This window comes from Neomegalonema sp., assembly GCF_028688855.1.
Taxonomy (GTDB): Bacteria; Pseudomonadota; Alphaproteobacteria; order Rhodobacterales; family Rhodobacteraceae; genus Neomegalonema.
Genome location: NZ_JAQTXI010000005.1, coordinates 70,649 through 95,827 on the forward strand (window position 1 = coordinate 70,649; position 25,179 = coordinate 95,827).

Consider the following 25,179-nt stretch of genomic DNA (forward strand, 5'->3'; position numbering starts at 1 on the left):
GTCACCTTTCGTTGAGATCGCCGAACCAGGGGGAAGGATCGGCGATGGCGTCGCCGCGGCGAAGTTCGAGGTAGAAGCTGGCCAGAGTGCGGCCTTCGTGGGGCGCGGAGAGCCGGCCGAGGCTTTCGCCCGCCGCCAGCTGCACGCCCTTGCGTTCGAGAATCTTGGGGTCGAGGTCGCCGAGCCCGGCGAGGAGCACATGATGGTCGCGATCCACGCGCATCATCACCACGTTGGCGAGGTTCTTCATCGGGCCCGCGAACTCCACCACGCCCGCGAAGGGCGCGTAGACCAGAGAGCCCGCTTCCGCCTCGTAATGCAGGCCGTCGCTGCGATGGCCGTTGGAGAGCCGGTCGCCGTAACGCGCCATGAGGCGGGCGCCCATCACCGGCGCGCGGGCGCGCTGGCCTCCGAGGTTCTGGGGCGGCGCCTCGTAGATCTGGCGGACCGTCTCGCGCGGAGGCGCGGCGTAGGCCGTTTCGACCGAAGGCCCCGCCAGAGGCCCCGGGCCGGGCGCAGGCGGCGAAAAGCCGAGCCCCAGATCGGCGCCCGCGCCGAAGCTCATGTTCGCGCCCGCTCCGGGGAGGGGCTCGGCGGAGGGCAGGCGGCGGGGATTCTCCGAGGGCTGCGGCGACCGGGCCATGGCCGCCTGAGCCTGAGCCATGGCCGCGCGCTGGGCGGCGGCCTGGGCCTCGGCGAGCGCGGCTGCCTGAAGCCGGGCCTGCTCCTGGGCCGCCTGGACCATGGCCGCCTGAAGATCCGCCGCGCGGCGGTTCAGCTCCTCGGATTCCCGGCGCAGCTTTTCGGCCCGTTCTCCGGCGAGGGCGCCCCGGCCCCGGCTGTCGCGCAGGGCCTCCTTGAGCGCGCGGTCCTCCTGACGCACGGCCTCGATGCGCTCCAGCGCTTCGGCCTGGGCGGCCTGGGTCTCGCGGCGGAGGGCGCCGATCTCGCCGATCTCGTCGCGCATCTGGCGGGCGTCGCGCTCCAGGGATTCCGCGAGGCCCGACAGCGCCGAAGCCGCCCGCGCGGCCTGCGCGGGGCGGTCGCTGTAGGCGGCGAGGGTCGGGGCGGGCGCCTTGGCCAGACTGATCATCGCGCCGAAGGCGGCGGCGTGCTCGCCCTTGCGCCGATGGAGCTGGTCCTCGGCCTCGTACTGGCGGCGGGTGAGGTCGGTCAGGCGTTCGCGGGCGTCCTCGGCGGCCTCCTGCGCGGCGCGGAGCGCGGCCTCCAGGGCGTCGATGCGGACCTGATCGGCGGAGGCCTGTCCGGCGGCGGCCTCGGCCTCGGCGGCGAGCAGGGCCGCCTGCTCGGCCTGAGCCCGAGCCTGGGCCGCCAGATCGGCGGGCGAGGTCTGGGCGCCGGCGAGGCCGGGCCAGAACAGCAGCGGACAGAACAGAAAGGGCAGGGCCAGAGCGCGCGCAAGGCGGGCGGGCGCAAGACGGGCGGTCCCAAGGCGGGCGGACGCAAGGCGGGCGGGCGTCATGACGCCCCCTTCCCCGGGCGGATCAGCAGCGAACGCCCGGTCATGGCGGCGGGCTGATCCAGACCCAGCATGTCGAGCAGGGTCGGGGCCACGTCGCCCAGGCGGCCGCCCGGCGCGAGGCGCGCGGCGCCCGCCTCTCCGCCGATCCGCTCCGCGCCCAGAAGGATCACGGGGACTTCGTTGAGGGTGTGGGCGGTGTGGGGCTCGCCGGTTTCGGGATCGGTCATGACCTCGGCGTTGCCGTGGTCGGCCACGACGAGCATCGCGCCCCCGACCTCTTCAATGGCCGCGACGGCCTCGCCAAGCTCGTGATCCACGGCTTCGCAGGCGGCCATGGCCGCCGCGAGAATCCCCGTATGGCCCACCATGTCGGGATTGGCGAAGTTCACGACGATCAGATCCTGTTCGCCCGAGCGGATGGACGCCGCCAGAGCCGCGCCCACTTCGGGGGCGGACATCTCCGGCTGAAGGTCATAGGTGCGGACCTTGGGGCTGGGCGCCATGAACCGAGTCTCGCCCGGATAGGGGCTTTCCACCCCGCCGTTGAAGAAGAAGGTCACATGGGGGTATTTCTCGGTCTCCGCAAGGCGGAGCTGCTTCAGCCCGAGCTTCGAGATCGTCTCGCCGAGGCCCTCCGCGATGGATTGCGGCGGGAAGATCGCCGACATGAAGGCGTCGTGGGCGGAGGAATAGGAGACCATCCCGCAGAGATCCGCGAAGGCGGGCGCAGGGCGCTCGAAGGCGGCGAACTCCGGATCGGCCAGAGCCGACAGGATCTCCCGCGCGCGGTCGGAGCGGAAATTCGCCATCAGCAGGCCGTCGCCCGCCCTGACGCCGAGATAAGCGCCGATGACCGAAGGCGCGACGAATTCGTCGGTCTCGCTGCGGGCGTAGGCGGTCTCGACGGCCTCGCGGGCCGAGCCGAAGCGCAGGCCCTCGCCGCGGGCGATGGCGGCGTAGGCCAGAGACACGCGCTCCCAACGCTTGTCGCGGTCCATGGCGTAGAAGCGGCCCGAAACCGTGGCGATCTGCGCGCCGGAGCCCTCCAGCTGCGCTTCGAACTCCGCCAGATAGCCGAGGGCGCTCGAAGGCGGCGTGTCGCGCCCGTCGAGGAAGACATGGATCAGGACCGGAATCCCCTCGGCCCGGAGGATCCGCGCCAGAGCCGCCATGTGATCCTGATGGGCGTGGACGCCGCCCGGCGACATCAGCCCCAGAAGATGGCTCGCGCCGCCCGAGGCCTTGAGCTTCTCGATGTGCCGCCGCAGGGCGGGGGCCTGGGCGAGGCTTCCCTCGCGGATGGCCTTGTCGATGCGCGGCAGATCCATCCAGACCACGCGTCCGGCGCCGAGGTTGGTGTGGCCCACCTCGGAATTGCCCATCTGGCCGGGGGGCAGCCCGACGTCCTCGCCGGAGGCCGTGAGGGTCGCATGCGGACAGGCGGCCATGAGGGAATCATAGGCGGGCGTCTCCGCCAGCGCCACGGCGTTGGCTTCGAGCCGGGGGCTGAGGCCCCAGCCGTCGAGGATGCAGAGCACGACCGGCCTGATCTGCGGGCGCGCCTGGGCGGAGAGGGTCGAAGTCATGGAGGCCATTTCGGATGCGAACGCCGGAAACCCGCGCAGAATAAGGCGTTCCCCGCCCGGCGTCCAGCATGGCGGCGTCGCGGTTAACGCCATGTGAACGGGAAGGCGCATGGAGCGTGAAAGACGGAAGGCCGCCTCCCGGAAGGGAAGCGGCGTCCACGTCTCTTCGAGCCTCCGGAGGGGCCTATTCCGCCGCCTGACGCATGGCGTAGGCGTCCAGCTCCTCGGGGGTGGGGGCGGCGGGCAGGGGCTCGGCGAGGGGGAGGAGGGGCTTGCGCCTGCCGAAGCCCTTGCGCTTGCGCGCGCCGCCCCAGAGCACCCGTCCCGAGGCCTTCAGCGAGAGGGTCAGATCCTGCTGGATCGCCAGAACCGCAGGCACCACCACCAGAACCAGCGTCGAGCCCAGCCCCAGGCCGTAGACCAGCGAGATCACCGTCGGCTTGAGGAACTGCGCCTGGACGCTGGTTTCGAGCAGAAGGGGCGCGGTGCCCAGAACCGTGGTGATGGTCGTCAGGAAGACCGCGCGCAGACGGTCGCAGGCGCCCTGGACGATCGAAGGGATCAGTCCGCGTTTCGGAGAATATTCGTCCACCGTGGTCACCAGCACGATGGAGTCGTTGACGATGATCCCCGCCACGCCGATCACGCCGATGATCGAATACATGCTGAGGGCTTCGTTGTGGAGGTAATGCCCCCAGATCACCCCGATCATGCCCAGGGGAATCACGCACATGATGATCAGGGGCCGCGTCCAGGAGCCGAGGATCCAGGCCAGAGTCAGATAGATGCCCACCATGGCCATGGCGAAGCCGTTCAGCGCGTCGCCGAGGAACTGCTGTTCGTTGGCCATGGCGCCGCCCTGCTCGGCGCTGACGCCGTGGCGGGCCGTCACTTCGGGGAGGATCTCCTCCGCGACGATGCGCCGGGCCTCGTTCTGGAGGGCGGGGTCTTCGGCGAGGTCGCCCGTCACCGTGGCCACCCGAAGGCCGCCCTCGCGCCGCACCGAGGCGAAGCCCTGACGCGTCGCCAGATCGGCGATCTCCGACAGCGCCATGTAGGTTCCCGAAGGCGAGCGCAGACGCACGTTCGTCAGGTAGTCGGCGCGGATCTCCTCGTCGGGCGGCTCGACGACCACCTTGACCGTCCGGCCGTCGCGGACGAACTCCGCCGCCTCGATTCCGGTCAGCTTGCGGCGCATCTCGGCGGCGAGGGTCGCCTCGGTGAAGCCCGCCGCGCGCCCCTGGGCGTTCAGGGTCACGACATACTCCACCTTGTCATAGGAGAGCGTGTCCTCCAGCGTGCTGACCCCCGAGACCTGCCCGAGCCGCAGCTTGAGGTCCTCCGCCGCCGCCTTGAGCACTTCGGCGTTCGCGCCGCTCAGGCGGATGTTGATTCCGTCGCCGCCGCCGAAGCTGCGCGCGCCGGTCAGCGACAACTGCTCCATGCGCGGATGAGGCTTGATCTCGGCGGTCCAGGCCCGGATGATCTCCTGTTGCGGATAGGGGCGCAGATCGGCGTCGATCAGCTCCACCTCGAAGGCGCCGAGCAGATCGACGTCCTTGGCCTCGACGTTGCTCAGGCCCCGCCCCGCCGAGCCGACGCGGCCCAGAGCCGTCGCCACCGGCGCCCGACCATATTCCGCCTCGAAGCGGCGGTTCACGGCTTCGAGGGCGCGGTCCATCTCGGCGGACATCGCGATGCTGTCGGCGCGGGTCGAGCCGTCGAGCATGGCGAAATAGGCGGTGATCTCGCCCTGCTCCGGCGAGGAGAAGAAGCGCCAGCGGAGCTTGCCCTCCACGAAGACCGAGGCGCTGATCATCAGCAGCATCACCATCGCCGCCACCACCAGATAGCGGATCTTCAGGATGAAGGCGACGAAGGGCCGGAAGAGGGCCTCCACGAACCAGGCGAAGCCCTTGTCCACGAAGCGGCTCGGGGCGTCGTACCAGGCCTTCGCGTCCGGCGCCCTGGACATGGCGTGGCGCATGTGGGCGGGCAGGATCACGAAGCTCTCGAAGAGGCTCGCGATCAGCACCGCCGCGATGGTCATCGGGATGTCCTTGATCATGTCGCCGAAGCGTCCGCCGATCAGCAGCAGCGCGCCGAAGGCGAGGATGGTCGTCGCCGAGGCCGCGATCACCGGGCCGAGCATCCGGCGCGCCGCGCGTTCGGCGGCGGCTCCGGGGCCGAAGCCGCGACGGCGCATCCAGTCGGCGTAATCGCCGACCACGATGGCGTCGTCCACCGCCACGCCCAGACAGATGATCAGCGCGAAGAGCGACATGGAGTTCAGCGTCATGCCCATGAAATACATGACCGCCAGAGTCGCCGCCGTGGCCGTGGCGATGCCCGCCGCCACCCAGAAGGCCATGCTCGCGCTGAGGAACAGGAACAGCGAGACCAGCACCAGCGCAAGGCCCATGATCCCGTTCGAGATCAGGATCTGAAGCCGCCCGCTGATGCTTTCGGCGCGGTCGCGGATGAGGGTCATCTCCACGCCCGCGGGCAGGGTGGGGGCGATGGAGTCGACGGTCTCGCGCACGGCGGCGCGGAGCTTCAGGGCGTCGCCCGTGGGGCCGCGCGAGACGCTCACCAGAACGGCGGGCTGATCGCCCCGGAAATAGGCCACGCCGGAATCGAGCCCGTCCTCCCGGACCTCCGCCACGTCGCGCACGAGGATGCGCGCGCCGTCGGGACGCACGGTCACGGGGGTCTCGGCGATCTGATAGGCGGTGGTGCGGTCGGCGCCCACGCGGATGCGCGCCTGAGCCGCCTCCAGTTCGCCCGCCGGAGAAGCCTTGTAAGCCCCCGTGATCGCCCCGGCGACGTCGTTGAGGGTCAGGCCCTCGCGTTCGAGGGCGCCGTTGGGGGCCTCGACGCGGATGTTCGGATCGGTCACGCCGGAGATGGTCGCCTGCTGCACCCCCGCCCGGAAGAGCGCCGCCTTGAGCTCGTCGGCGTAGCGGGCGAGCAGCTCCACGCCCACCGGGCCGGAGATCGAGACGTCCACCACCTTGTCGGACCAGCCGCCGCGACGGATCGTCGGGACTTCGGATTCGGCGGGCAGAGAGCGCCGCAGACCATCCACGGCGGCCTGAACGTCCTCGGCGGCCTGCATCATGTTCGTGCCGGGCTCGAACTCCAGCGTGATGCTGGCCGAGCCCTCGCGGGAGTTGGAGCGCACCGAAGCCACGTTCTCGACGGCGATCAGGCTGGGCTCCAGCACCTCGACCACGCCGTGGTCCATGTCCTCGGCGCCCGCCCCGGTCCAGGAGACCGAGACGATCATGGTCTCCTGAACCACGTCGGGGAAGAACTGCGCCCGCAGATTGAAGGCCGACCAGACCCCCGCGACCAGCATCAGCGCCATCAGCAGATTGGCCGCAGTCGGATGGGCGACGAAATACCCGAGGATTCCGCGCGGACGATATTTCTCCTGGGCGCTCATGAGGCGTCTCCGGTGCGGGGGGCTTCGAGGGCCGAGGCGGAAGGCGGAGCCGAGGGACGACCTTCGGGACGAGGACCGCCTTCGCCGCGCGGGGGGCGGCCTTCGCCCGGAGCGCCGCCTTGCGGACGCTCGCCGCTCCAGCCGCCTTCGGGGCGCTGCGGACGGCCTTCGCCGGGCGCGCCCTGGGGGCGTTCTCCCTGGGGATGCTCGCCTTGCGGGCGCTGGCCCTGGGGAGCCCCGGCGGCGCCCTGGCCGCGCTGGCCGCCGAAGCCTGCTCCGAAGCCGCCGGGTCCGGCGGCGGGCGCCTCGGGCGTGGCGGGGTCGCGGAAGCGCACCCCCGGCCCGAGCTGGCGCGTGCGCTGGGTCACGTATTCCGATCCGATGGGGGCGCCCGCCACATAGACCCAGTCTCCCGAGCGGCGGCGGATTTCGAGCGTCATCTCCTCAAGGCGGCCCGCCTGACGATTGAACACCAGCACGCGGCCGTCTTCGGTCAGGGCCGAGGCCGGAACCCGGGCGAGGGCGTCCAGCGCGGGTTCGGCGATCTCGATCCGCACGAAGTCGCCCGGACGCAGGCCGCCGCCCTCGTCGAGCGCCGCGTAGAGCGTGCGGCCGCCCTGGCCCTGAGCCACCGCCGCCCCGATGCGGGTCAGACGGGCGGGCAGGCTCTGGACGCCGTCGCTCATGGTCAGCGAGACGCGGGCCGTCAGGGGCTTGAGCTTTCCGGCGCCGTCGGTCAGGCGGGCGTATTCCGAGCCCGAAACCTGAAACCGGACCTCCAGCACGCCGAGATCCACCAGAGTCCCGAGGGTCTCGCTGGCGGAGACCATGCGGCCCGTCACGGCGGCGGCGCTCACGGCGTTGAGCACGCCCGAGAAAGGCGCCCGCAGCACGGTTTCGGCTCCGGCGCGCTCGGCGTCGGAGAGGGTCAGGCGGGCGCGCTCCACGGCGAGCTGCGCCTGACGGATCTCGTTCTGCAAAGAGGCGAGGGACTGACGGCGCGTCTCGACCTCCTGGCGGGCGGAGTTGGCGGCGATCTGGGCCGTCTCGACGGCGGTGCGCGCCGCGAAGCCCCGAGAGGCCAGCTGCTGCTGACGCGACAGGGCGTCTTCGCGGATGGCCTGCTGCTGGAGGGCGGAGTCGAGTTCGGCCTGACGCAGGCCCTGATTGCCCGAAGTCGTGGCGAGCCGCGCCTGGGCGTCGGCGAGGGCGGCGCGGGCGTCGGCGGAGCGCGTGTCGGTGGCGGCCGGGTCGATGCGGGCGAGGATCTCGCCTTCGCGCACCAGGGCGCCGTCGCGGAAGTCGCCGCCTCCCCCCGCGCCCAGGGCCACGATGCGTCCGGCCGCGCCCGCGCGCAGCTCCAGGCTGCGCGGAGCCTCGATCTGGCCGAAGACCGTCGTGGTCAGGGCCGAGGAATCCGGGGCGAAGGCCTCGATGGGGGCGGTGAAGCTGCGTTCCGGCGCGGGCCGGGGCGCGGGCCTCTGGGCGGCGATCCTCTGCGCCTCGACCATCCGCCAGCCGCCATAGGCGAGCAGGGCGAAGCAAGCCAGCAAGATCGCCGAACCGCGCAGCGCGCGCGCCAGAAAGCGCATGACCGGTCTCCTTCGTCCGAAATCCAACAGGCGCTATACGCGCGACAGGCTGAAGACGGTCGCAGGAAAATCCGTTTTGTGAGAATAAAAAACGCGCGATTCCGTATTGGGTTCCTAATCCGCCTGCGAGGTCAAGGCCTGTAAAAATCTGGTCAAATCCGGGGCGACATGGGCGATTTGTGGGCCGTCCGCGCCTTTCTGCGCCCAGGGAGAGGGCGAAGGCACGTAAACCGTGCGCATGCCCATCTCGTGGGGGATGATCAGATTGCGGGCGGCGTCCTCGAACATGGCGGCGCGGCGCGGATCATAGCCGCCGCGCTCGGCGGCGAGCTCGAAGGCGCGGCGATTGGGCTTGGGCTCATGATCGAGGTCGGCCACGGTGAAGACCTGCGCGAAGAGGCCGTCTATGCCGACGCGCTTCAGCAGGCGTTCGGCGTGGGTGGGATGGGCGTTGGTGTGGACGAAGAGCCGCCCCGGCAGAGCCGCCAGCGCCTTGGCGAGGGCGGGATCCGGCGCGACGGTCTCGATGGGCACATGGTCGTGGGTCTCGGCCATGAAGGCGACGGGATCGACGCCGTGATGGATCGCCAGCCCGCGCGCGGTGAGGCCGTATTCCTCCAGATATGCGTGCTGGAGCTTGCGGGCCTCTTCGAGATCGAGGCCGAGGAGATCGCCGATCCAGGCGGTCATGTTGGCTTCGGCCTCGGTCCAGAGGCCGGGGGTGTAGGGATAGAGCGTGTTGTCGAGATCGAAGACCCAGGCCTCGACCTGAGCGAAATCCTCGCGGAGCGCGCGGCGGACGGCGGGATCCGAGAGGTCGGGCGGGGGGATCCGGGTCGGGGGGAGCATGGCGGGTTCTCCTGCAAGGGGCCTTGCGGGAGCCTTGCCCCAACTCGCCGGGGAAGGCGAGGGATTTTCAGGAGGGGGCCGCCTCCGCAAACCTGCGGAGACGACTTGCTCAGGTTTCAGGAGCGGATCAGCCCAAAGTCCCCTCAGCCGTGAGGAGCGTCGCGCCGCCGAGATAAGGCGACAAGGTCGCGGGCAGCTTCACCGAGCCGTCCGCCTGCTGGCCGTTCTCCAGCACGGCGATGAGCGTCCGGCCCACCGCCAGTCCCGAGCCGTTCAGCGTATGCACGAATTCCGGACGACCCTCCACCTCGCGACGGAAACGCGCGTTCATCCGCCGCGCCTGAAAGGCTCCGCAGACCGAAACGCTCGAAATCTCGCGGAACATGTCCTGACCCGGAAGCCAGACCTCCAGATCATAGGTCCGCTGGGCCCCGAAGCCCGTGTCGCCCGCGCTCAGCTCCATCACGCGATAGGGAAGCTCAAGCTTCTTCAGGATGTTCTCGGCGCAATCGGTCATGCGCGCCTGCTCCGCGAGCGAATCCTCGGGCGTGGTGACCGACACCATCTCCACCTTCTCGAACTGATGCTGGCGCAGGATGCCCCGCACGTCGCGACCCGCCGAACCCGCCTCCGAACGGAAACATTGCGTCAGGGCGCAAAAGCGCAGAGGCAGGACCCCCGGCTCCAGAATCTGGCCCGCCACGAGGTTCGTCAAGGTCACCTCGGCCGTCGGCACCAGCCAGTGGCCGGTCGTGGTCTCGAAGGAATCCTCGGCGAATTTCGGAAGCTGGCCCGTGCCGTAGAGCGTTTCGGGCTTCACCAGAACCGGCGACCAGATCTCCTGAAGGCCATGCTCGTTCAGATGCGTGTCCAGCATGAATTGCCCGAGCGCCCGCTGAACCCGCGCGATCCCGCCCCGCAGGATCGTGAAGCGCGCCCCGCTCAGACGGCCCGCCGCCTCGAAATCGAGCCCGCGCGCGGCGGGGATCTCGAAATGCTCCAGCGGCTTGAAGTCGAAGGCGCGCGGAGCCCCCCAGCGGCGGGCCTCGCGGTTGGCGGTCTCGTCGGGGCCGTCGGGCACGCTGTCGAGCAGGGTGTTGGGCAGCGTCTCCAGACGCGCCTTGAGCCTGGCCTCCGCATCCCTGGCGGCGGCCTCCAGAGCGGCGATCTCGTCCTTCTTGGCGTTGACCAGATCCCGCAGGCGTGTGAATTCGGCTTCGTCGCCTTTGCCCTTGGCCGCGCCCGCCGCCTTCGAGGCCGCGTTGCGTTCGGCGAGGGCCGTCTCCGCCGCCGCGATGGCCGTCCGCCGCCCGGAATCCAGAGCCAGCAGCTCCGAGGACTGCGCCGAGGCTCCGCGCCGCAGAAGAGCGCGGTCGAAGGCTTCGGGGTCGTCGCGGAGGGCTTTCAGATCCTGCATGGCGGGCTCCTGAAAAGATTTATGGTTTTTTGCGCAGGCGAGCGCCACGCAAATTCCTAAACCCTCATGGGGTGCCGGGACTGATAGTTTCCGCATGGGCGGAGATCGCCGTTTTCTCCGGCGAAACGGCGCGGGCGTCAAGCGCACAAAGGAGACGCTCCGCAGGATCTTTGCGGCGCCTGCGAGATGGACGTTGGACTTCATCCGGTTTTCGGCGATTCTCATGCGTCCCGAGCCCCAGGAGACTCCGATGACCCAAACGGCCGACAGCGCGCGTCTGCGCGACCTCACCTATGCGGTGGCTCTGGCCATCATGGTGGGCTGGCTGCTCTACATCGGGCGCGGGATCCTCATGCCGGTGGCCATGGGGGTGATCTCGGCCTATCTGCTGACCGGCGCCTCCGACCTGATCGGGCGGCTGCCGCTGCTGAACCGGACGCCCCCCTGGCTGAGGCAGATGCTGGCGCTCTGCTTCTTCGCCTTCGCGCTCTGGGTTCTGGCCAAGCTGATCATCGCCGGAGCCTCGACGGCGGCGGCCTCGCTGCCGACCTACGAGAAGAACCTCGCGGCGGCCTTCGCCGCTCTGGCCGACCGCTTCGGCGTCGACGGATTCAACGACTGGGCCGCCCTGCGCGAGATGACCCTCGCGCGGGTGAACCTGCAGCAGACGCTCACCAGCGTCCTCGCCTCGACGGCGGGATTCGGCTCGCAGCTCTTCCTCGTGATCATGTACGCCGCCTTCATCCTGCTCGAGCGCGGCGGATTCGCCGCCAAGATGGCCCGCGTCATGGGCGGCACGGCCCAGGCTCAGGCGCCTCTGGGCATGCTCGCCGAGATCAACGCCCAGGTCGGGCGCTATCTGGCGGTCAAGACCATCATCAACGTGATCCTCGCCCTGATCTCCTGGGGCGTGATGATCGGCATGGGCGTGGAGCTGGCCTCCTTCTGGGCGGTGCTGATCGGGGTGGTGAACTACATCCCCTATTTCGGCGCTCTGGCGGCGGTGGCCTGTCCGGCGCTGCTGCACCTCGCCCAGACGGGGTCGCCCGAATACGCCCTGCTGCTGCTGATCCTGCTCAGCGTGCCGCATGTGCTCTTCGGCTACGTCTTCGAGCCGCGCATGATCGGGCGTTCGGTGAATCTCAGTCCGCTGGTGGTGGTGCTGGCTCTGGCGGTCTGGGGGGCGCTCTGGGGCGTGGCGGGGGCGGTGCTGGCCATTCCGCTCACGTCGGTGCTGATGATCCTGCTCTCGGTCTTCGTGGGGGGGCGGCGTCTGGCGGCGCTCATGACCGCCGACGGGCGCGTCAGCGGCGTCGGCGGCGCCGGAGAGCGCAGGCGCGAGGACTTCTGAAGACGGACGAAGGGCGGACGTCCCCGCGACGCCCGCCCTCCTTCGGTCCGGTCCTGCGCGGAGGCCAGGGCCTCAGCGATGGCCTTCCTTGTGGTTCACCAGCTGCTGGCTGACGGGCTTGCCGTCGATGGTCCAGCCGCGGCCCGCCTGCTGCGCCGTGAAGGCGCCGTCCGGCGTGACGCTGTCCAGCCAGCGGCCCGCGGTGCGCGACTGCTGGATCTGGAGGTTGTTGGCGCCGTCGTACTTGTCGCCGAGCCCGGTCACCGCGATGGCGTTGCGGCCGCGGGTGATCGCCAGGGTGGAGGACATGGTCTGGTCGCCGTTCCCGAAGGGCACCGTGCCCACCGAGATCTTCGTGCCGTCCTCGAGGCGGAAGGTGGAATCCTTCTTGAAGTCGAAGTCGGTCTTGCCGTCGTTGCCGACGTCGACGTGCGGGTCGCCCCAGACGCGGGTCTGCGCGTCGTACTTGTTGTCGGTGAGGGTCCAGACCGAATTCTGCTCGTTCAGCGCGATGGAGTAGCGGTCGCCCAGATTGATGGTGCCCTTGCCGTCCTTGACGTCGGAGACCGACCAGTTCGAGGCCTGCGGACGTCCGCCGTGGCCATGGGAGGAGGGGCCGCCGTAGCCGCCATGGCCGTAACCCTGGCCGCCGCCGAAGCCGAAGCCGCCGCGTCCGCCGCCGAAGCCGTATCCGGAGCCGTAGCCGCCGACGTTGACGCCGACGTTGACGTTCTGGCCATGGCCGCCGTAGCCGCGCCCGCCGCCGAATCCGGAGCCGTAGCCGCCGCCGAAGCCGCCGACGTTGACGCCGACGTTGACGTTCTGGCCGGCGCCGCCGAAGCCGTAGCCGCCGCGTCCGCCGCCGACGTTCACGCCGACGCTGACGTTCTGGCCATGGCCGCCGTAGCCGCGTCCGGCGCCGGAGCCGCCGAGGTTCCGGCCGTGGCCGCCGCCGAAGCCGCCCTTCGAGGCGGAGCCGTAGCCGTAGCTGAAGGAGCCGAAGGAGGCGCCCGACTGGCCTCCGAAGCCGAAGCCGCGGCCGAAGCCGGAGCTGAGAGCGTTCACGCCCATGATGATCTTTCCCCTTGACGCCAGGACGCCCAAGCGCGACGGCGCGCCCTGATGAGTTCGAAGCTTCGGGGGATCAGGGCGGAGAAGCTCCTCGAAATCCTGACCGCGCTCCGAAGCGCCGCGCATTCCACAGATGATATGTATCGAAAGAAAACAGTGCAACGTAAGTAATTGGGGTTTTAGCCCCAAAATGGGGCGATTTACAAAATAGGGAAATTGACATACGGAATATATCTCGATTCGTTTCGAGACGAGCCTCCGCGCGCAAGGGCGCGAAGGCTCCCGCATCAGGTCGACGCGGCGGATCCTCCGGGGGATCCGTCAGGCCGGGAGGTCAGCCCCAGGGCCCGCGAGAGCTCCTGTTCCTGTCCACATGCAGGATCACGTCGTTGAAGTCGCGGTCGCCGCCGTTGGTCAGATCCTCGAAGGCGATGGTCCCGGACTGGCCGTTCCAGGCCTGCCGGGCGTGGTTGATCCCGTCGGCGTTCAGATTCGAGCCCCAGTTATGGAACACCGTCTGTCCGGCGGGCTTGCCGTTCACGGTCAGGGCGAGGCCCTGGGCGCCCACGTTCGCGCGGCCGCCCTGCGCGCCCACGAAGCCGAGCTGCGCGCCCGAGCCGAGGCCCTTGGCCCAGTCGGAGCCGTTCTGCACGAGGAAGAAGCCCAGCTGGCTCCCCGGACGCACGCCCTGGATCCGGGTCGAGCCGCCGAGCGAATCATGTGCGCTGTCCGAGATCAGCCGCGGATTGGAGATGTTCCCCCGGCGGTCGACTTCATAGACGCCCACCGCGTTGTCGTAGCCCGCCGAGGCGCGGGGGTCGAAGGCGACGTTGTAGCTCTGGCCGGGCCGGGGGCGCGGCTGGCCCGGATGGGGCTCGCCGACCGCGATCCCGCGTCCGCCGCCCCAGCTCCCGAAGCCGCCCCCGAAGCCGCCTTGTCCGCGTCCGCCGCCGTAGCCGCCGATTCCGATGTTGATGTTCGTGTTCCGGCCATGACCGCCGTAGCCGCCGCTGAATCCGCCGTAACCGCCCTGGCCGCCGATTCCGATTCCGATGTTGACGTTCGTGTTCTGACCGTAGCCGCCGCCGTAGCCGTGGCCCGGCGCCTGACGTCCGCCGGCGCCGCCGACGTTGACCGACAGATTCACGCCGGAGTTCGCGCCCTGGCCGTATCCGCCCCTGGGGGCGGCGCCATGGCCGAAGGAGGCGCCCGGCCGACCGCCGGAGCCGAAACCGCGGCCGAAGCCGGAATGAAGAGCGTTCACGCCCATGATGATCTTCCCCTGTCACATGCGGACGGAGCTGCGCGAAGGCCCGTCCGGACGATTTCGACCCTCCGGGAGATCGGGGCGGAGAAGCTCCGTTCCGATTGAACCTCCCGGGCGTCGCGCATCTTGCAGGGGATGATATGTCTTGAAATGGAACAGTTCAACTGGGCGTATCCAGTAAATCGCCCCAAAAGAGGGCGTTTCGCGGGAATCTTCGCCCGACGCGCCCTCAGGCCCGCAGATCCACCACCACGCGTCCGCGCACCCCGCCCTTGAGGATCTCGGCGCCGAGCCGCGGCAGATCCTCCAGCGCGGCGGGCTGGATCATGGCTTCGAGCTTCTCCATGGGCAGATCCCGCGCCAGACGCGCCCAGTAGACCTCGCGTTCGGCCCGCGAGCGCATCACGGATTCGATCCCCAGCAGATTCACGCCCCGCAACAGGAAGGGCGTCACGCTGGCGCCGGTCATCTCGGAGCCCGCCGCCAGGCCCACCGCCGCCACCGAGGCGTCATAGCGCATCTGCTTGAGGATCCGCCCGAGCATGGCCCCGCCCACGGCGTCGACGCAGCCCGCCCAGCGCTCGGATTCCAGCGGCTTGTCGTTGGGCTCGGAAAGCTCGCCGCGCGGAATCAGCGTCTGGGCGCCGAGGTCGCGCAGATAGGCCTCCGTCTCGGGCCGCCCCGAGACCGCCGCCACCCGGTAGCCGAGATTCGCCAGAACCGCCACCGCCACCGAGCCCACGCCGCCCGCCGCGCCGGTCACCAGCACTTCGCCTTCCTTGTCGGGGGTGAGGCCATGGGCCTCCAGCGCCAGCACCGACTGCATGGCGCTCGTGCCCGCCGAGCCCACCGCCATGGCCTGCCGCGTCGAGATGGCTTCCGGCAGCTTCACCAGCCATTCGCCCGGCAGACGCGCCTTTTCGGCGTAGCCGCCCCAACGGATCTCGCCCACGCGCCAGCCGGTCGAGACCACGCGGTCTCCGGGCCTGAGGCGGGGGTCGGCGGTCTCCAGCACCGTTCCCGCGAGGTCCACGCCGGGGATATGCGGATATTCCCGCACGATGCGTCCGCGCCCGCAGAGCGCGAGCCCGTCCTTGTAGTTCAGCGTCGAGAACTCGACCGCCACCACGGTGTCTCCGTCGGGCAGGAGGGCTTCGTCCACCTGCTCGACGGCCGCGACGGGCGGAGCCTTGGGGTTCGCGGGATCGGTCTGGCGCAGCATGAGGGCGCGGAAGGCCATGAGCTTCATCTCTCTTGCAAAAGGGCGCGACGGGCGGGAAGGGCGAATCCTGAAGGGCTCCGCCGGAGGCGGCGAGCGTCCGGGAAAATCCCGAGGCAACTTTCTTTACAATCTCCTGTCGGTTTTTTGCAAATCTGTTGACAAGCCACAGGCGCCATGCGAGCGAAACGGGGTTTCGCTGCGCTGCACATGACGGGAATCGAGCCGGTTCCCGTGTCTCATTCATCGAATGCCATGGGGGACGGACCGGGGATGTTCGGAAAGATTCTGATCGCCAATCGCGGCGAAATCGCCTGCCGCGTGATCCGCTCGGCGCGGAAGATGGGCATCAAGACCGTGGCGGTCTATTCCAGCGCCGACGCCGGAGCGCAGCATGTGCGCATGGCCGACGAAGCGGTGTTCCTCGGGCCGCCGCCCGCCGCCGAGTCCTATCTGCGGGTCGACAAGATCCTGGAGGCGATCAGGGCCACCGGCGCCGAGGCCGTGCATCCGGGCTACGGCTTCCTTTCCGAGCGCGCCAGCTTCGCCAGGGCCCTCGCGGATGAGGGCGTGGCCTTCATCGGGCCGCCCGTCCGCGCCATCGAGGCCATGGGCGACAAGATCGAATCGAAGAAGCTCGCCGCCGAGGCGGGCGTCAGCACCGTGCCGGGCATGTTCGACCTCATCGAAGGCCCCGACCACGCCGCGCAGATCGCCGCGCAGATCGGCTATCCGGTGATGATCAAGGCCAGCGCCGGCGGCGGCGGCAAGGGCATGCGCATCGCCTGGAACGACGCCGAGGCCCGCGAAGGCTTCGAGCTCAGCCGCAACGAGGCGAAGGCCAGCTTCGGCGACGACCGCATCTTCATCGAGAAGTTCGTCCAGCGCCCCCGCCACATCGAGATCCAGCTTCTCGGCGACCAGCACGGCAACATCGTCTATCTGAACGAGCGCGAATGCTCGATCCAGCGCCGCAACCAGAAGGTCGTCGAGGAGGCGCCTTCGCCCTTCCTCGATCCCGAGACCCGCAAGGCCATGGGCGAACAGGCCGTGGCTCTGGCGCGGGCGGTGGGCTATTACTCGGCGGGCACGGTCGAGTGCATCGTGGACCCCGACAAGAACTTCTACTTCCTCGAAATGAACACCCGTCTTCAGGTGGAGCATCCGGTCACGGAGCTGATCACCGGGGTCGATCTCGTCGAGGAGATGATCCGCGTGGCGGCGGGCGAGAAGCTCCGCTTCACCCAGGACGAGGTGAAGCTCAACGGCTGGGCCGTCGAGAGCCGCCTCTACGCCGAAGATCCCTACCGCAACTTCCTGCCTTCGGTGGGACGTCTGCGCCGCTATCGCCCCCCGCAGGAGGGCAAGAGCGTCGACGGCTCCATCGTGCGCAACGACACGGGCGTCGAAGAGGGCGGCGAGGTCTCGATCTATTATGATCCGATGATCGCCAAGCTCTGCACCTGGGCGCCGACCCGCACCAAGGCCATCGACGCCATGCAGACCGCCCTCGACAGCTTCGAGCTGGAGGGCCTCGGGCACAACATCCCCTTCCTTCAGGCGGTGATGCTCAACGGGAAGTTCCGCAGCGGCGACCTCTCCACGGCCTTCATCGCCGAGGAGTTCCCCGAGGGCTTCCACGGCGTGACCCCCGCGCCCGAGGAGCTGCGCGCCCTCGCCGAGGCGGCGGCGGCCATGCATCTCATCCGCGAGCGCCGCGCCACCCGCATCGAGGGCGCCATGCGCGGCCATGAACGCCATCTGCCGGAAGACTGGGTGGTGGCCGTCGGCGGCCAGCGCTTTCCGCTCCGGCTGACCGAGAACGCGGAAGGGCATTTCCGCGTCCGCCATGGCGACGGCAGGGAGAACGGCTTCGCCCTCGACTGGCTGCCGGGCCGGAGTCTGGCGCATCTGCGCCCCGATTCGGGCGCCGAGGCCACCATCAAGGTCGAGCCGAAGGGCGAAGGCTTCCGTCTGCGCCGTCGGGGCGCCGATCTCCTCGCGGCGACGCGCAGCCTGCGGGCGGACCAGCTCGCGGGGCTGATGATCGAGAAGCCCGCGCCGGATTTCTCGCGCTTCCTGCTCTGCCCCATGCCGGGTCTGCTGACCTCGCTGCGGGTGGTCGAGGGCGAGGAGGTCCAGGAAGGCCAGCCGCTGGCCAGCGTCGAGGCCATGAAGATGGAGAACGTCCTGCGCGCCGAAAAGAAGGCCGTGGTCAAGTCCGTCAAGGCGAAGGTCGGCGAGTCGCTGGCGGTGGATCAGATCATCCTCGAATTCGAGTGAGCCGCCGAGACTGCTTCCCGGGCGCCCTCCGGAGCGGGGGCGCGCCCTGACCGACGCAGACTCCGGACGCGATTCGCCCGGACAAGGCCCCGCGCCCCTTTCGCAGGCGCGGGGCTTCGCCTATCTGTGACGCAGGGAGCGCAAGGGGCGCGCGGCGCTTTTCGTCTCCCGCGTCTTGCGTCGGGGGCGGGGCTCCCGCTATGCAGGATGCGCCCGCCACCCGTCTCCCGTCTTCAGAGGATCGTCATGCTCAGCAATTCCGGCGCTTCCGCCGAGGCTCTCGTCAAGGACGGGACCGAAGCCAGCTTCATGCAGGATGTGGTGGAGGCCTCGCGCCGCACGCCGGTGATCGTCGATTTCTGGGCGGAGTGGTGCGGCCCCTGCAAGACCCTCGGCCCCGCCCTTGAGAAAGCGGTCAAGGCCTATGGCGGCAAGGTCCGCATGGTCAAGATCGACGTGGACAAGAACCGCGCCATCGCCGCGCAGATGCGCATCCAGTCGATTCCGGCGGTCTTCGCCTTCGCGGGCGGACGTCCCGTGGACGGATTCGTCGGCGCCCTGCCGCCCAGCGAGCTCAAGACCTTCCTTGACGGCGTGATCGCCAAATCCGCGCCCCTGCTCGGCGGAGAGGCCGGAGCCGCCGGAGGCCTCGAAGAGGACGAAGGCCCCAGCCCCGAAGAGATCGCCGAGGTGCTCGCCGCCGCCGACGAGGCTCTGGCTCACGGCGCCATCGGCCAGGCCGCGCAGGTCTACGCGCAGGTGCTCCAGATCGCTCCCGACAACCTGACGGCTCTGGTGGGGCTCTCGCGCGCCTATTCCCGGAGCGGCGACATCGCCCGCGCCCGCGAGATCCTCGCCCAGGCTCCCGAGGGCAAGGCCGACGACGCCTCGATCCTCCAGGCCCTGGCGGCTCTGGACCTCGCCGAGGAGGCCCAGGCCCTCGCGCGGCGCATGAGCGAATTCGAGACGAGGCTCGCGAAGGATCCCGACGACCACGAAGCCCGCTTCGACCGCGCCATGGCCTTCCTCGGTCAGGAGAAGCGTCAGGAGGCCGTGGACGAACTGCTCGAACTCTTCCGCCGCGACCGCGAATGGAACGAACAGGCCGCCCGCACCCAGCTTCTGAAGCTCTTCGACGCCTTCGGCGCGAAGGACCCCATCACGCTGGCGGGTCGTCGTCGTCTGTCCTCGCTGGTCTTCTCCTGAGGGACGCCGCCTCATGACCTTCCGTTTCTCGCTGCGCGACGCTCCGGAGGTGCTGCCGGTCTTCCCCTTGCCGGGAGCGATCCTGCTGCCGCGGGCGCGTCTGCCGCTGAACGTCTTCGAGCCGCGCTATCTGGCGATGTTCGACGACGTGCTGCGTTCGCCGCACCGGATGATCGGCATGATCCAGCCCAAGGAGAACGCCGATTCCGAAGACCGGATTCCCGATCTCTACGAGGTGGGCTGCGCGGGGCGTCTGACGCAGTTCAACGAATTGCCGGACGGACGCTATGTGGTGGCGCTCACGGGGATCTCGCGGTTCCGGGCGCTCCGCGAGGAGACGAGCTTCACGCCCTATCGACGGCTGCGGGTGGTCTGGGACGAGTTCCGGCCCGATTCCCAGCCCACGCCTCCCAGCACCGAGAACGATCAGGATCGGCGCGAGCTGCTCAAGCTGGTGCGGAGCTATTTCGACGCGCGGGGGCTCGAAGGCGACTGGGACGTCTTCGAGGCCGCCGACGAGGAGACGCTCGTGACGGCGCTCTGCATGCTCTGCCCCTTCGAGCCGAGCGAGAAGCAGGCCCTGCTGGAGGCCGCGAACGGACTCCAGCGCCGCAAGGCTCTGGCGGCGCTGCTGGAGATGGGCGCGGCCGGAGATCCGGCGGGCGGCGGCGAAGCCGGAGGACGCCTGCAATGATCCGCAAGCAAGGAGCCGCAGCATGAGCCGCGAGGAAACCGCCCCTCTCCGCGCCGTCCCCGGGCCGCGGGAGATCTCGCCCAGGCTGCTGGAGGCGCTGGTCTGTCCGCTGACCAAGGGGCCGCTCGAATATCGCCCCGAGACCCAGGAGCTGGTCAGCCGCAACGCGAGGCTCGCCTATCCCATCCGCGACGGCCTGCCGATCATGCTGCCTTCCGAAGCGCGCAAGCTCGACGTCTGAAACGAAAGGGCGGCCCGCAAGGCCGCCCTTTCTCCTTCGGCGGCGTTCTCAGCGATAGCCCGCCGCCTGAAGCTCGAAGAGCTCGGCGTAGCGGCCCTTGCGGCCGAGCAGCTCCTCATGGGTGCCGAGATCCTCCACGCGCCCGCCGCCGAGGACCATGATCCGGTCGGCCATGCGCACCGAGGAGAAGCGATGCGAGATCAGCACCGAAGTCTTGCCCGCGCTCAATTCCTTGAACCGCTTGAAGACCTCGTATTCCGAACGGGCGTCGAGCGCCGCCGTCGGCTCGTCGAGGATCAGCACCTCGGCCTCGCGCATGTAGGCGCGGGAGATGGCGATCTTCTGCCATTCGCCGCCTGAAAGCTCGACGCCGTTGCGGAAGCGCTTGCCGACCATCTGGCCATAGCCCTTGGGCAGACGCCGGATCACCTCATCCGCGCCGCTGCGGGCGGCGGCTTGCTCGATGCGGGCTTGATCTCCGCGCGCCTCGATGCGGCCCACGGCGATGTTTTCGCCGGCGGTCAGGTTGTAGCGGACGAAATCCTGAAAGATCACGCCCATGGAGCCGCGCAGCGCGTCGAGGTCGTAGTCGCGCAAATCCCGCCCGTCGAGCAGGATGCGGCCTTCGTCCGGGTCGTAGAGCCGCGCGAGGAGCTTCACGAGCGTGGTCTTGCCCGCGCCGTTCTCGCCGACGAGGGCCATGGTCTCGCCCGCCTTCAGCGTGAAGTCGAGGCCGCGCACGGCCCAGCGCTCGGAGCCGGGGTAATGAAAGCCCACGTTCTCGAAGACGAAGCCTTCGCGGATGGGTCTGGGCGGCGCGACGGCCTGAGCGGGCGAGTCGATCTCCGGCTGGATGCGGAAGAAGCTGAAGAGATCCTCCAGATACATCGCCTGGGAAGCGGTGGCCGAGAAGCTGGTCAGCATGGTTTCGAGCTGGCTCTTCATGCGCTGGAAGGCGCCGGAGAGAAAGGTCAGATCGCCGAGGGTCAGGGTTCCGGTCAGGGCGCCGAAGATGATCCAGGCGTAGGCCAGATAATAGCCCATGGCGCCGAAGCTCTCGAAGAGCGCGCCCCATGCGGCCCTCTGGCGGGCGATGCGGCGGTTGGCGGCGTAGAACTTCAGCGCGAGCGTCCGGTAGCGGTCGATCAGGAAGTCGTTGAGGCCGAAGATCTTGACTTCCTTGGCCGTCTCCGCGCTGGAGCCGGTCTGCCGCACGTAATTCATCTCGCGGCGCTCCTGGGTGCGCTGATAGTCGAGATCATATTTGCGGGCGTTGAACCAGGCCTCGCCGAGGAAGGCCGGGACGAGCGAAAGCCCCATCAGCGCCATCAGCCAGGGATTGTAGGCGATCAGGGCGCCTGAAAAAGCCGTGATGCTCAGGAGATTCTGAAGCTGGCCGAAGACCTGCCAGATGAGGCCTGTGCTTCCGGCCTGTTGTCGGGCGCGTTCGAGCTTGTCCTGGAAGGCGGCGTCCTCGAAATCCTCGAGGTCGAGCCTGGCTGCGTGCTCCATCAGCCGCAGCGAGGTGGCCATGCTCATGCGTTCGGAGAGGAGGCTCTCGACCAGTCCGCCGAGCCTGCCGAGGAGATCGGCCAGCACCCCGAGTCCGAACTCGGCGAGCACCAGCCAGAAGAGCCAGTCGGCTTCTCCGGAGTCGCGCCAGGCGGCGAAATCGGCGGGATGAGGCTGAAGGCCGATCAGCCGGAGGATCTCGTCGATGATGAGCTTGCCGATCCAGAGCATGGCCACGGGGATCAGGGCGCGCATCAGCCTCAGGGCGAGGGAGGCGGACATGAGTCCGGGACTGGCGTCCCAGGCCATCTTGAGGAAGGGCGGGATGTTGCGCATCGCGATCCAGCGGTCGCGGAAGGTCCTGGGGGGCTCCTTGTCGAGCCGGGCGGGCATGGGGCGTTCGGTCAAGGCGGGATTCGGTCTCCGTTATCGTTGCGGAGATCTATACGCGGGAACGGGGGAGCTCGGTCGAGGGAATTGGTCAGGAAGTTGATGGTTTCTGCTTGAGAGAGGCTTTCAAGGCGGTGTCGAGCGCGCCGATCAGAGCGCTCGTCAAGGAATCTCCCTTCGTCAGGAGCGCGGCTACCCCGGCGATCAGAGGATTATGTTCTATGATCAGAAGAGCGATCTTGCGCGCCGCGGGCTTTCCAGCCCCAATCGCCTGAAGGGTGGCGGCGCCTGCGCTGGCGATGGCGTTCAGGAGATTGCCGGCGACCTGGCGCCCGTATTCCGCGCCAATTCCAAAAGCGTTGCGGATGATCTCGACAACCCTTTGCGAGAAGACTTTCCTTTCGAAACCGGTTTTCAGCAATTCTTTCACGGCTTCAGGGACGGGCGCAGGCGCGCGCCCGCTTCTGGCGATGTCGTCCGCCGCCTTCAGGCGGGCGTCACGGGCGGTCAGAAGGCGGTAGGCGATCAATGGATCTTCAAGCTTGGCGCGGTGCTCGGGCGGAAGATGCTCTGCATCTCCTTCCTGGAGGTTTGTGATCTTGTGGCGTCGATCGTCGGCCTCAAGTTCAAGCTCAAGCAGGTTGAAATACATCGCCGTCAGGGGAGCGTTGGTCTCTTGAAGCGTCACGCCAAGGGCGATTTCGGCTCCCTCCGCCAGCATGGCGATGGTCCGCATATGGGGGGCGTTGCTTGGGGAGAATTGGCGGCGCATCCTTTGCAAACCCTGCAAGGCGATGCCGTGAACGGCCTTCGCCTCAGAATCGACGGGGACAGGAGAGGGGTGCAGGAGGCGATCATCCACATCGATCCCGCCGTCGCGATCCTTGAAGCTTGGGAGGCATGTATCCTGTGGGAAATCCTCTGGTTTGGGCTGTCGAGGCTCAAGGCTTTCCTGATGCTCCGCGATGATCTCTTTGAGCCGGGCATTAACCACGGCTGGGCCTTGATCCCAGAGCCTTTCCTCATGGGGGATCATCACGCGCTTGCGCTGCAAATCCCAATCGATGGAGCGACCTTGCAGGCGACTTTCATACCAATCCGTCCAGACGCTCCAATGTTCTCCGGGGAGCGGATCAAGCTCTGTTCTCAAAGCGCGCCACGCCTCTGACGCCCACGCAGGGGCGACTGTCGGCCACAGGGGGGAAGCCAGCAAGGCTTGCGGCGTTGCGCCCTCCCGTAAAACGGAAAGATCGTGGGTGATCGCGGCCTCCAGGGGGGGGACGGCGACCGTCGCAGCGCGAGCGGCGGCGGCGGCGGCGGCGCGGGCGGCTGCGTCGGCGGCGGCGCGGTCTGCACGGGCGCTGGCGACGTCAGTTGTGCAGGTGGCGATGTGAGCCGTGTAGGTGGCGGCGTCGATGGCGTAGGTGCAGACGTAGGCGTAGTGGAGGCGGGAAGAAATGGCGCTGATGGCGTCGGCGGCGGCTTTGGCGGAAACGGTGCAGGCGGCTCGAGCGGCGGCGGAGGCGTGGGCGGCGGCTTTCGAGCGATCTGTGCGGATGCTGCGCCTGGCGACCGCCTCGGCTTCGACATAAAATATTGCGGCGTCAAGCGTGCGCCATGTGCTTTGCAACATGTGGGAACGAAAATTCTGGATATCGATCGCCCGCGCGAGAATTGGGTTCACACGCAAGGCATTGCGCGCAGCTATGGAGACGGATTCTCCCCGGTTGAGTCCGCTAAACCTGATCTCCAGATTTCTTCTGACCAGAATCCTCGCCACGCCGCATTCTCCGCCCGATCCGGGGGCGGAGTTTAACCATCATCCCGATGCGCGCAATCCCTTGCGGCCTCGCCTTTACGGAATCCGGTTGTTCTTCGGCCGATAGCCGCGCAGGAAATTCGGGTCATCCGGCGAAAGTCCCGCAGAGGGCATCTTCGAATGTCGCGCATGATGCGAAGCCTGACGCGCCTTCGTCCGGGCGTCGGCCTCGGCGCGACGCTGAGCCGCCCGCTCGTCGCGCGTCTGGTGAGAAGCCGTCTGGGCGCGGCCGGCGCTCCGCGTGGAGGGCACGCCCGCAGAATCCGTCTCGGGCCGAGTCCGCGAAGCCTGCTCCAGAGCCTCCTTCAGCTCCTTCTCCTTGCCCGCCAGACGCGCCATGCCTCCGAGCACCCCCCCCAGAGCCGCTTCAGGCCCCGAGCCGGATTTCTGCGCGCGCTCCCGTTCGCGCAGGCCCTGAAGCAGAGCCTGAATCTTCTGACGCTCGGTCTGCTCGCGCCCCTGGCCCTGAGGCGCCCGCGTCGCGCCAGGGGTCTGGCCGCGAGTCTGGGGCGTCGCGCGGGTCACGGCGTCGGATCTCCCGGGCGCGGAGCTCCCCCCGCCCAGCATCTTGCTGAAGATGAAGCCGCCGATCAGAAGCCCGAAGGCGAGGGGGCCGAAAATCATCCCCAGAATGAAGAACAGGATCCGGCTCAGTCCCAGAAATCCCGCCGCCACGGCGCAGATGACCGCCGGTCCGATGTTCCCCGCGGCCATGGGAATCACCGACGCAGGGTTGATGAACTCCATGACCCGCCTCCTGAAATCTGAAACGCTTCGCTCCGGACGCGCAGTCTGCCCGCGAGTTCTGAATAAGCCTTCACGAAGGCGACGTCAAAAATCCATGCGCGCCGCGCGGGATGCGCCTATCCTGCCCTCCCGAAGGAGACCTCCATGCCCGAAGCCCCCGAAATCGAGACCATCCGGCTGGGACTCGCCCCCGAACTCACGGGTAGACGTCTCGAAAAGGCCCTGACCCGCAGGCCGGATCTGCGCAAGCCCTTCCCCAGGGATTTCGCCGAAAGGCTCCAGGGGCGGCGCGTCGAGGAGATCGGACGGCGCTCGAAATATCTGCTGCTCGGGCTTTCCGGCGCAGAGACCCTGCTGATCCATCTGGGCATGTCGGGGCGGCTGATCCTCAAGAGGACCAATGGTCCCGAGGCGCTCGGCGACTTCCACCACGCGGCGGGCGGCGTCCAGGCGCATGACCATGTCGTCTTCTGGTTCGAGGGCGGACTCGAACTGACCTACAACGACGCCCGGCGCTTCGGCATGATGGATCTCCATCCCACCGCCGCGCTCGCGGAGCATCCCGCCCTGAAGGCCCTCGGGCCCGAACCCATGACCCCCGGATTCTCCGGCGTCGAGCTGCTGCGCCGGATCGGCGGCGCGCGCGGGCCGGTCAAGACGCTGATCCTCGATCAGGGCCGCCTCGCGGGCGTGGGCAACATCTACGCCTGCGAAGCCCTCTGGCGGGCGGGGATCTCTCCGACGCGGCGCGGCGTCGATCTCACGCCTGCGGAGGCGGAGGCTCTGGCGCGGGATCTCGGCGAGGTCATGCGGGAGTCGGTGCGGGCGGGCGGCTCCACCCTGCGCGACTATCGCCGCGCCGACGGAGAGATCGGCGGATTCCAGGACCGCTTCGCCGTCTACGACCGCGAAGGCCAGGCCTGTCCGCGGTGCGGCGGGCGCGTCGAAAGGCTGGTTCAGGCCGGGCGCTCGACCTTCTGGTGTCCGGGCTGCCAGAGGTGACG

18 protein-coding genes are annotated in these 25,179 nt (G+C 68.8%); 6 read left to right on the forward strand and 12 right to left on the reverse strand.

The window, feature by feature from the left end; translation table 11 throughout:
- Position 1: 1 nt before the first annotated feature.
- From PHN62_RS05185 to serS, 6 genes are all read right to left on the reverse strand, one after another.
- Positions 2 to 1,483, reverse strand: a complete 1,482-nt coding sequence (locus PHN62_RS05185) for a peptidoglycan DD-metalloendopeptidase family protein (protein WP_300147274.1) — start codon at positions 1,481 to 1,483, stop codon at positions 2 to 4.
- The gene (gene gpmI, locus PHN62_RS05190) at positions 1,480 to 3,078 is read right to left on the reverse strand and encodes a 2,3-bisphosphoglycerate-independent phosphoglycerate mutase (RefSeq protein WP_300147276.1); all 1,599 of its coding nucleotides are present in this window, start codon (positions 3,076 to 3,078) and stop codon (positions 1,480 to 1,482) included. The genes PHN62_RS05185 and gpmI overlap by 4 nt, the downstream gene beginning before the upstream one ends.
- 175 nt (positions 3,079 to 3,253) lie before the next feature.
- Positions 3,254 to 6,517, reverse strand: a complete 3,264-nt coding sequence (locus tag PHN62_RS05195; protein ID WP_300147279.1) for an efflux RND transporter permease subunit — start codon at positions 6,515 to 6,517, stop codon at positions 3,254 to 3,256.
- Positions 6,514 to 8,109: an HlyD family efflux transporter periplasmic adaptor subunit gene (locus PHN62_RS05200; protein ID WP_300147281.1), complete on the reverse strand. Its 1,596-nt coding sequence runs from the start codon at positions 8,107 to 8,109 to the stop codon at positions 6,514 to 6,516. Before PHN62_RS05200 ends, PHN62_RS05195 begins: the two co-directional genes overlap by 4 nt.
- Before the next feature lie 114 nt (positions 8,110 to 8,223).
- On the reverse strand, positions 8,224 to 8,958 hold the full coding sequence (locus tag PHN62_RS05205) for a pyrimidine 5'-nucleotidase (protein WP_300147284.1): 735 nt from the start codon (positions 8,956 to 8,958) through the stop codon (positions 8,224 to 8,226).
- A 127-nt stretch (positions 8,959 to 9,085) separates the two neighbouring features.
- Positions 9,086 to 10,375, reverse strand: a complete 1,290-nt coding sequence (serS, locus tag PHN62_RS05210; protein ID WP_300147287.1) for a serine--tRNA ligase — start codon at positions 10,373 to 10,375, stop codon at positions 9,086 to 9,088.
- A 250-nt stretch (positions 10,376 to 10,625) separates the two neighbouring features.
- Between serS and PHN62_RS05215 the strand changes: the two genes are divergently transcribed.
- Positions 10,626 to 11,726: an AI-2E family transporter gene (locus PHN62_RS05215; protein WP_300147290.1), complete on the forward strand. Its 1,101-nt coding sequence runs from the start codon at positions 10,626 to 10,628 to the stop codon at positions 11,724 to 11,726.
- A 72-nt stretch (positions 11,727 to 11,798) separates the two neighbouring features.
- Here PHN62_RS05215 and PHN62_RS05220 read toward each other — a convergent pair whose 3' ends face one another.
- The 3 genes from PHN62_RS05220 to PHN62_RS05230 all read right to left on the reverse strand — a co-directional run bounded on the left by PHN62_RS05220 (position 11,799) and on the right by PHN62_RS05230 (position 15,304).
- Complete coding sequence (locus PHN62_RS05220) at positions 11,799 to 12,797, reverse strand: DUF1521 domain-containing protein (protein ID WP_300147295.1); 999 nt, start codon at positions 12,795 to 12,797, stop codon at positions 11,799 to 11,801.
- 334 nt (positions 12,798 to 13,131) lie between these two features.
- On the reverse strand, positions 13,132 to 14,067 hold the full coding sequence (locus PHN62_RS05225; RefSeq protein WP_300147298.1) for a DUF4114 domain-containing protein: 936 nt from the start codon (positions 14,065 to 14,067) through the stop codon (positions 13,132 to 13,134).
- A 226-nt stretch (positions 14,068 to 14,293) separates the two neighbouring features.
- A complete protein-coding gene (locus PHN62_RS05230; RefSeq protein ID WP_300147301.1) occupies positions 14,294 to 15,304 on the reverse strand; it encodes an MDR family oxidoreductase in 1,011 nt (336 codons plus the stop codon).
- A gap of 252 nt (positions 15,305 to 15,556) precedes the next feature.
- On the opposite strand from PHN62_RS05230, the gene PHN62_RS05235 reads away from it, so the two are divergent.
- The 4 genes from PHN62_RS05235 to PHN62_RS05250 all read left to right on the forward strand — a co-directional run bounded on the left by PHN62_RS05235 (position 15,557) and on the right by PHN62_RS05250 (position 19,707).
- Positions 15,557 to 17,566, forward strand: a complete 2,010-nt coding sequence (locus PHN62_RS05235) for an acetyl/propionyl/methylcrotonyl-CoA carboxylase subunit alpha (protein ID WP_300147303.1) — start codon at positions 15,557 to 15,559, stop codon at positions 17,564 to 17,566.
- Between the two features lie 246 nt (positions 17,567 to 17,812).
- On the forward strand, positions 17,813 to 18,772 hold the full coding sequence (gene trxA, locus PHN62_RS05240) for a thioredoxin (protein ID WP_300147306.1): 960 nt from the start codon (positions 17,813 to 17,815) through the stop codon (positions 18,770 to 18,772).
- Between the two features lie 13 nt (positions 18,773 to 18,785).
- Positions 18,786 to 19,466, forward strand: coding sequence for an LON peptidase substrate-binding domain-containing protein (locus tag PHN62_RS05245; protein ID WP_300147309.1), 681 nt, complete (start codon positions 18,786 to 18,788; stop codon positions 19,464 to 19,466).
- Positions 19,467 to 19,488: 22 nt separating this feature from the next.
- Positions 19,489 to 19,707, forward strand: coding sequence for a Trm112 family protein (locus PHN62_RS05250; protein ID WP_300147312.1), 219 nt, complete (start codon positions 19,489 to 19,491; stop codon positions 19,705 to 19,707).
- A 48-nt stretch (positions 19,708 to 19,755) separates the two neighbouring features.
- Here the strand turns inward: PHN62_RS05250 and PHN62_RS05255 are convergent, their stop codons facing one another.
- The 3 genes from PHN62_RS05255 to PHN62_RS05265 form a co-directional block, all read right to left on the reverse strand.
- Positions 19,756 to 21,627: an ABC transporter ATP-binding protein gene (locus PHN62_RS05255; RefSeq protein WP_300147316.1), complete on the reverse strand. Its 1,872-nt coding sequence runs from the start codon at positions 21,625 to 21,627 to the stop codon at positions 19,756 to 19,758.
- A gap of 73 nt (positions 21,628 to 21,700) precedes the next feature.
- On the reverse strand, positions 21,701 to 23,389 hold the full coding sequence (locus PHN62_RS05260) for a hypothetical protein (protein ID WP_300147319.1): 1,689 nt from the start codon (positions 23,387 to 23,389) through the stop codon (positions 21,701 to 21,703).
- Positions 23,390 to 23,464: 75 nt separating this feature from the next.
- Positions 23,465 to 24,175, reverse strand: coding sequence for a hypothetical protein (locus tag PHN62_RS05265; protein ID WP_300147322.1), 711 nt, complete (start codon positions 24,173 to 24,175; stop codon positions 23,465 to 23,467).
- Positions 24,176 to 24,319: 144 nt separating this feature from the next.
- Between PHN62_RS05265 and mutM the strand changes: the two genes are divergently transcribed.
- Positions 24,320 to 25,177 (forward strand): bifunctional DNA-formamidopyrimidine glycosylase/DNA-(apurinic or apyrimidinic site) lyase, encoded by an 858-nt coding sequence (mutM, locus tag PHN62_RS05270; protein ID WP_300147324.1) that lies wholly within the window; start codon positions 24,320 to 24,322, stop codon positions 25,175 to 25,177.
- The last annotated feature ends 2 nt before the right edge of the window (positions 25,178 to 25,179 follow it).

Excerpts from the sequence above, each read along its gene's own strand:
- PHN62_RS05185 (WP_300147274.1), bottom strand. The coding sequence starts at position 1,483 with ATGACGCCCGCCCGCCTTGCGTCCGCCCGCCTTGGGACCGCCCGTCTT.
- gpmI (WP_300147276.1), bottom strand. The coding sequence starts at position 3,078 with ATGGCCTCCATGACTTCGACCCTCTCCGCCCAGGCGCGCCCGCAGATC.
- PHN62_RS05195 (WP_300147279.1), bottom strand. The coding sequence starts at position 6,517 with ATGAGCGCCCAGGAGAAATATCGTCCGCGCGGAATCCTCGGGTATTTC.
- PHN62_RS05200 (WP_300147281.1), bottom strand. The coding sequence starts at position 8,109 with ATGCGCTTTCTGGCGCGCGCGCTGCGCGGTTCGGCGATCTTGCTGGCT.
- PHN62_RS05205 (WP_300147284.1), bottom strand. The coding sequence starts at position 8,958 with ATGCTCCCCCCGACCCGGATCCCCCCGCCCGACCTCTCGGATCCCGCC.
- serS (WP_300147287.1), bottom strand. The coding sequence starts at position 10,375 with ATGCAGGATCTGAAAGCCCTCCGCGACGACCCCGAAGCCTTCGACCGC.
- PHN62_RS05215 (WP_300147290.1), top strand. The coding sequence starts at position 10,626 with ATGACCCAAACGGCCGACAGCGCGCGTCTGCGCGACCTCACCTATGCG.
- PHN62_RS05220 (WP_300147295.1), bottom strand. The coding sequence starts at position 12,797 with ATGGGCGTGAACGCTCTCAGCTCCGGCTTCGGCCGCGGCTTCGGCTTC.
- PHN62_RS05225 (WP_300147298.1), bottom strand. The coding sequence starts at position 14,067 with ATGGGCGTGAACGCTCTTCATTCCGGCTTCGGCCGCGGTTTCGGCTCC.
- PHN62_RS05230 (WP_300147301.1), bottom strand. The coding sequence starts at position 15,304 with ATGGCCTTCCGCGCCCTCATGCTGCGCCAGACCGATCCCGCGAACCCC.
- PHN62_RS05235 (WP_300147303.1), top strand. The coding sequence starts at position 15,557 with ATGTTCGGAAAGATTCTGATCGCCAATCGCGGCGAAATCGCCTGCCGC.
- trxA (WP_300147306.1), top strand. The coding sequence starts at position 17,813 with ATGCTCAGCAATTCCGGCGCTTCCGCCGAGGCTCTCGTCAAGGACGGG.
- PHN62_RS05245 (WP_300147309.1), top strand. The coding sequence starts at position 18,786 with ATGACCTTCCGTTTCTCGCTGCGCGACGCTCCGGAGGTGCTGCCGGTC.
- PHN62_RS05250 (WP_300147312.1), top strand. The coding sequence starts at position 19,489 with ATGAGCCGCGAGGAAACCGCCCCTCTCCGCGCCGTCCCCGGGCCGCGG.
- PHN62_RS05265 (WP_300147322.1), bottom strand. The coding sequence starts at position 24,175 with ATGGAGTTCATCAACCCTGCGTCGGTGATTCCCATGGCCGCGGGGAAC.
- mutM (WP_300147324.1), top strand. The coding sequence starts at position 24,320 with ATGCCCGAAGCCCCCGAAATCGAGACCATCCGGCTGGGACTCGCCCCC.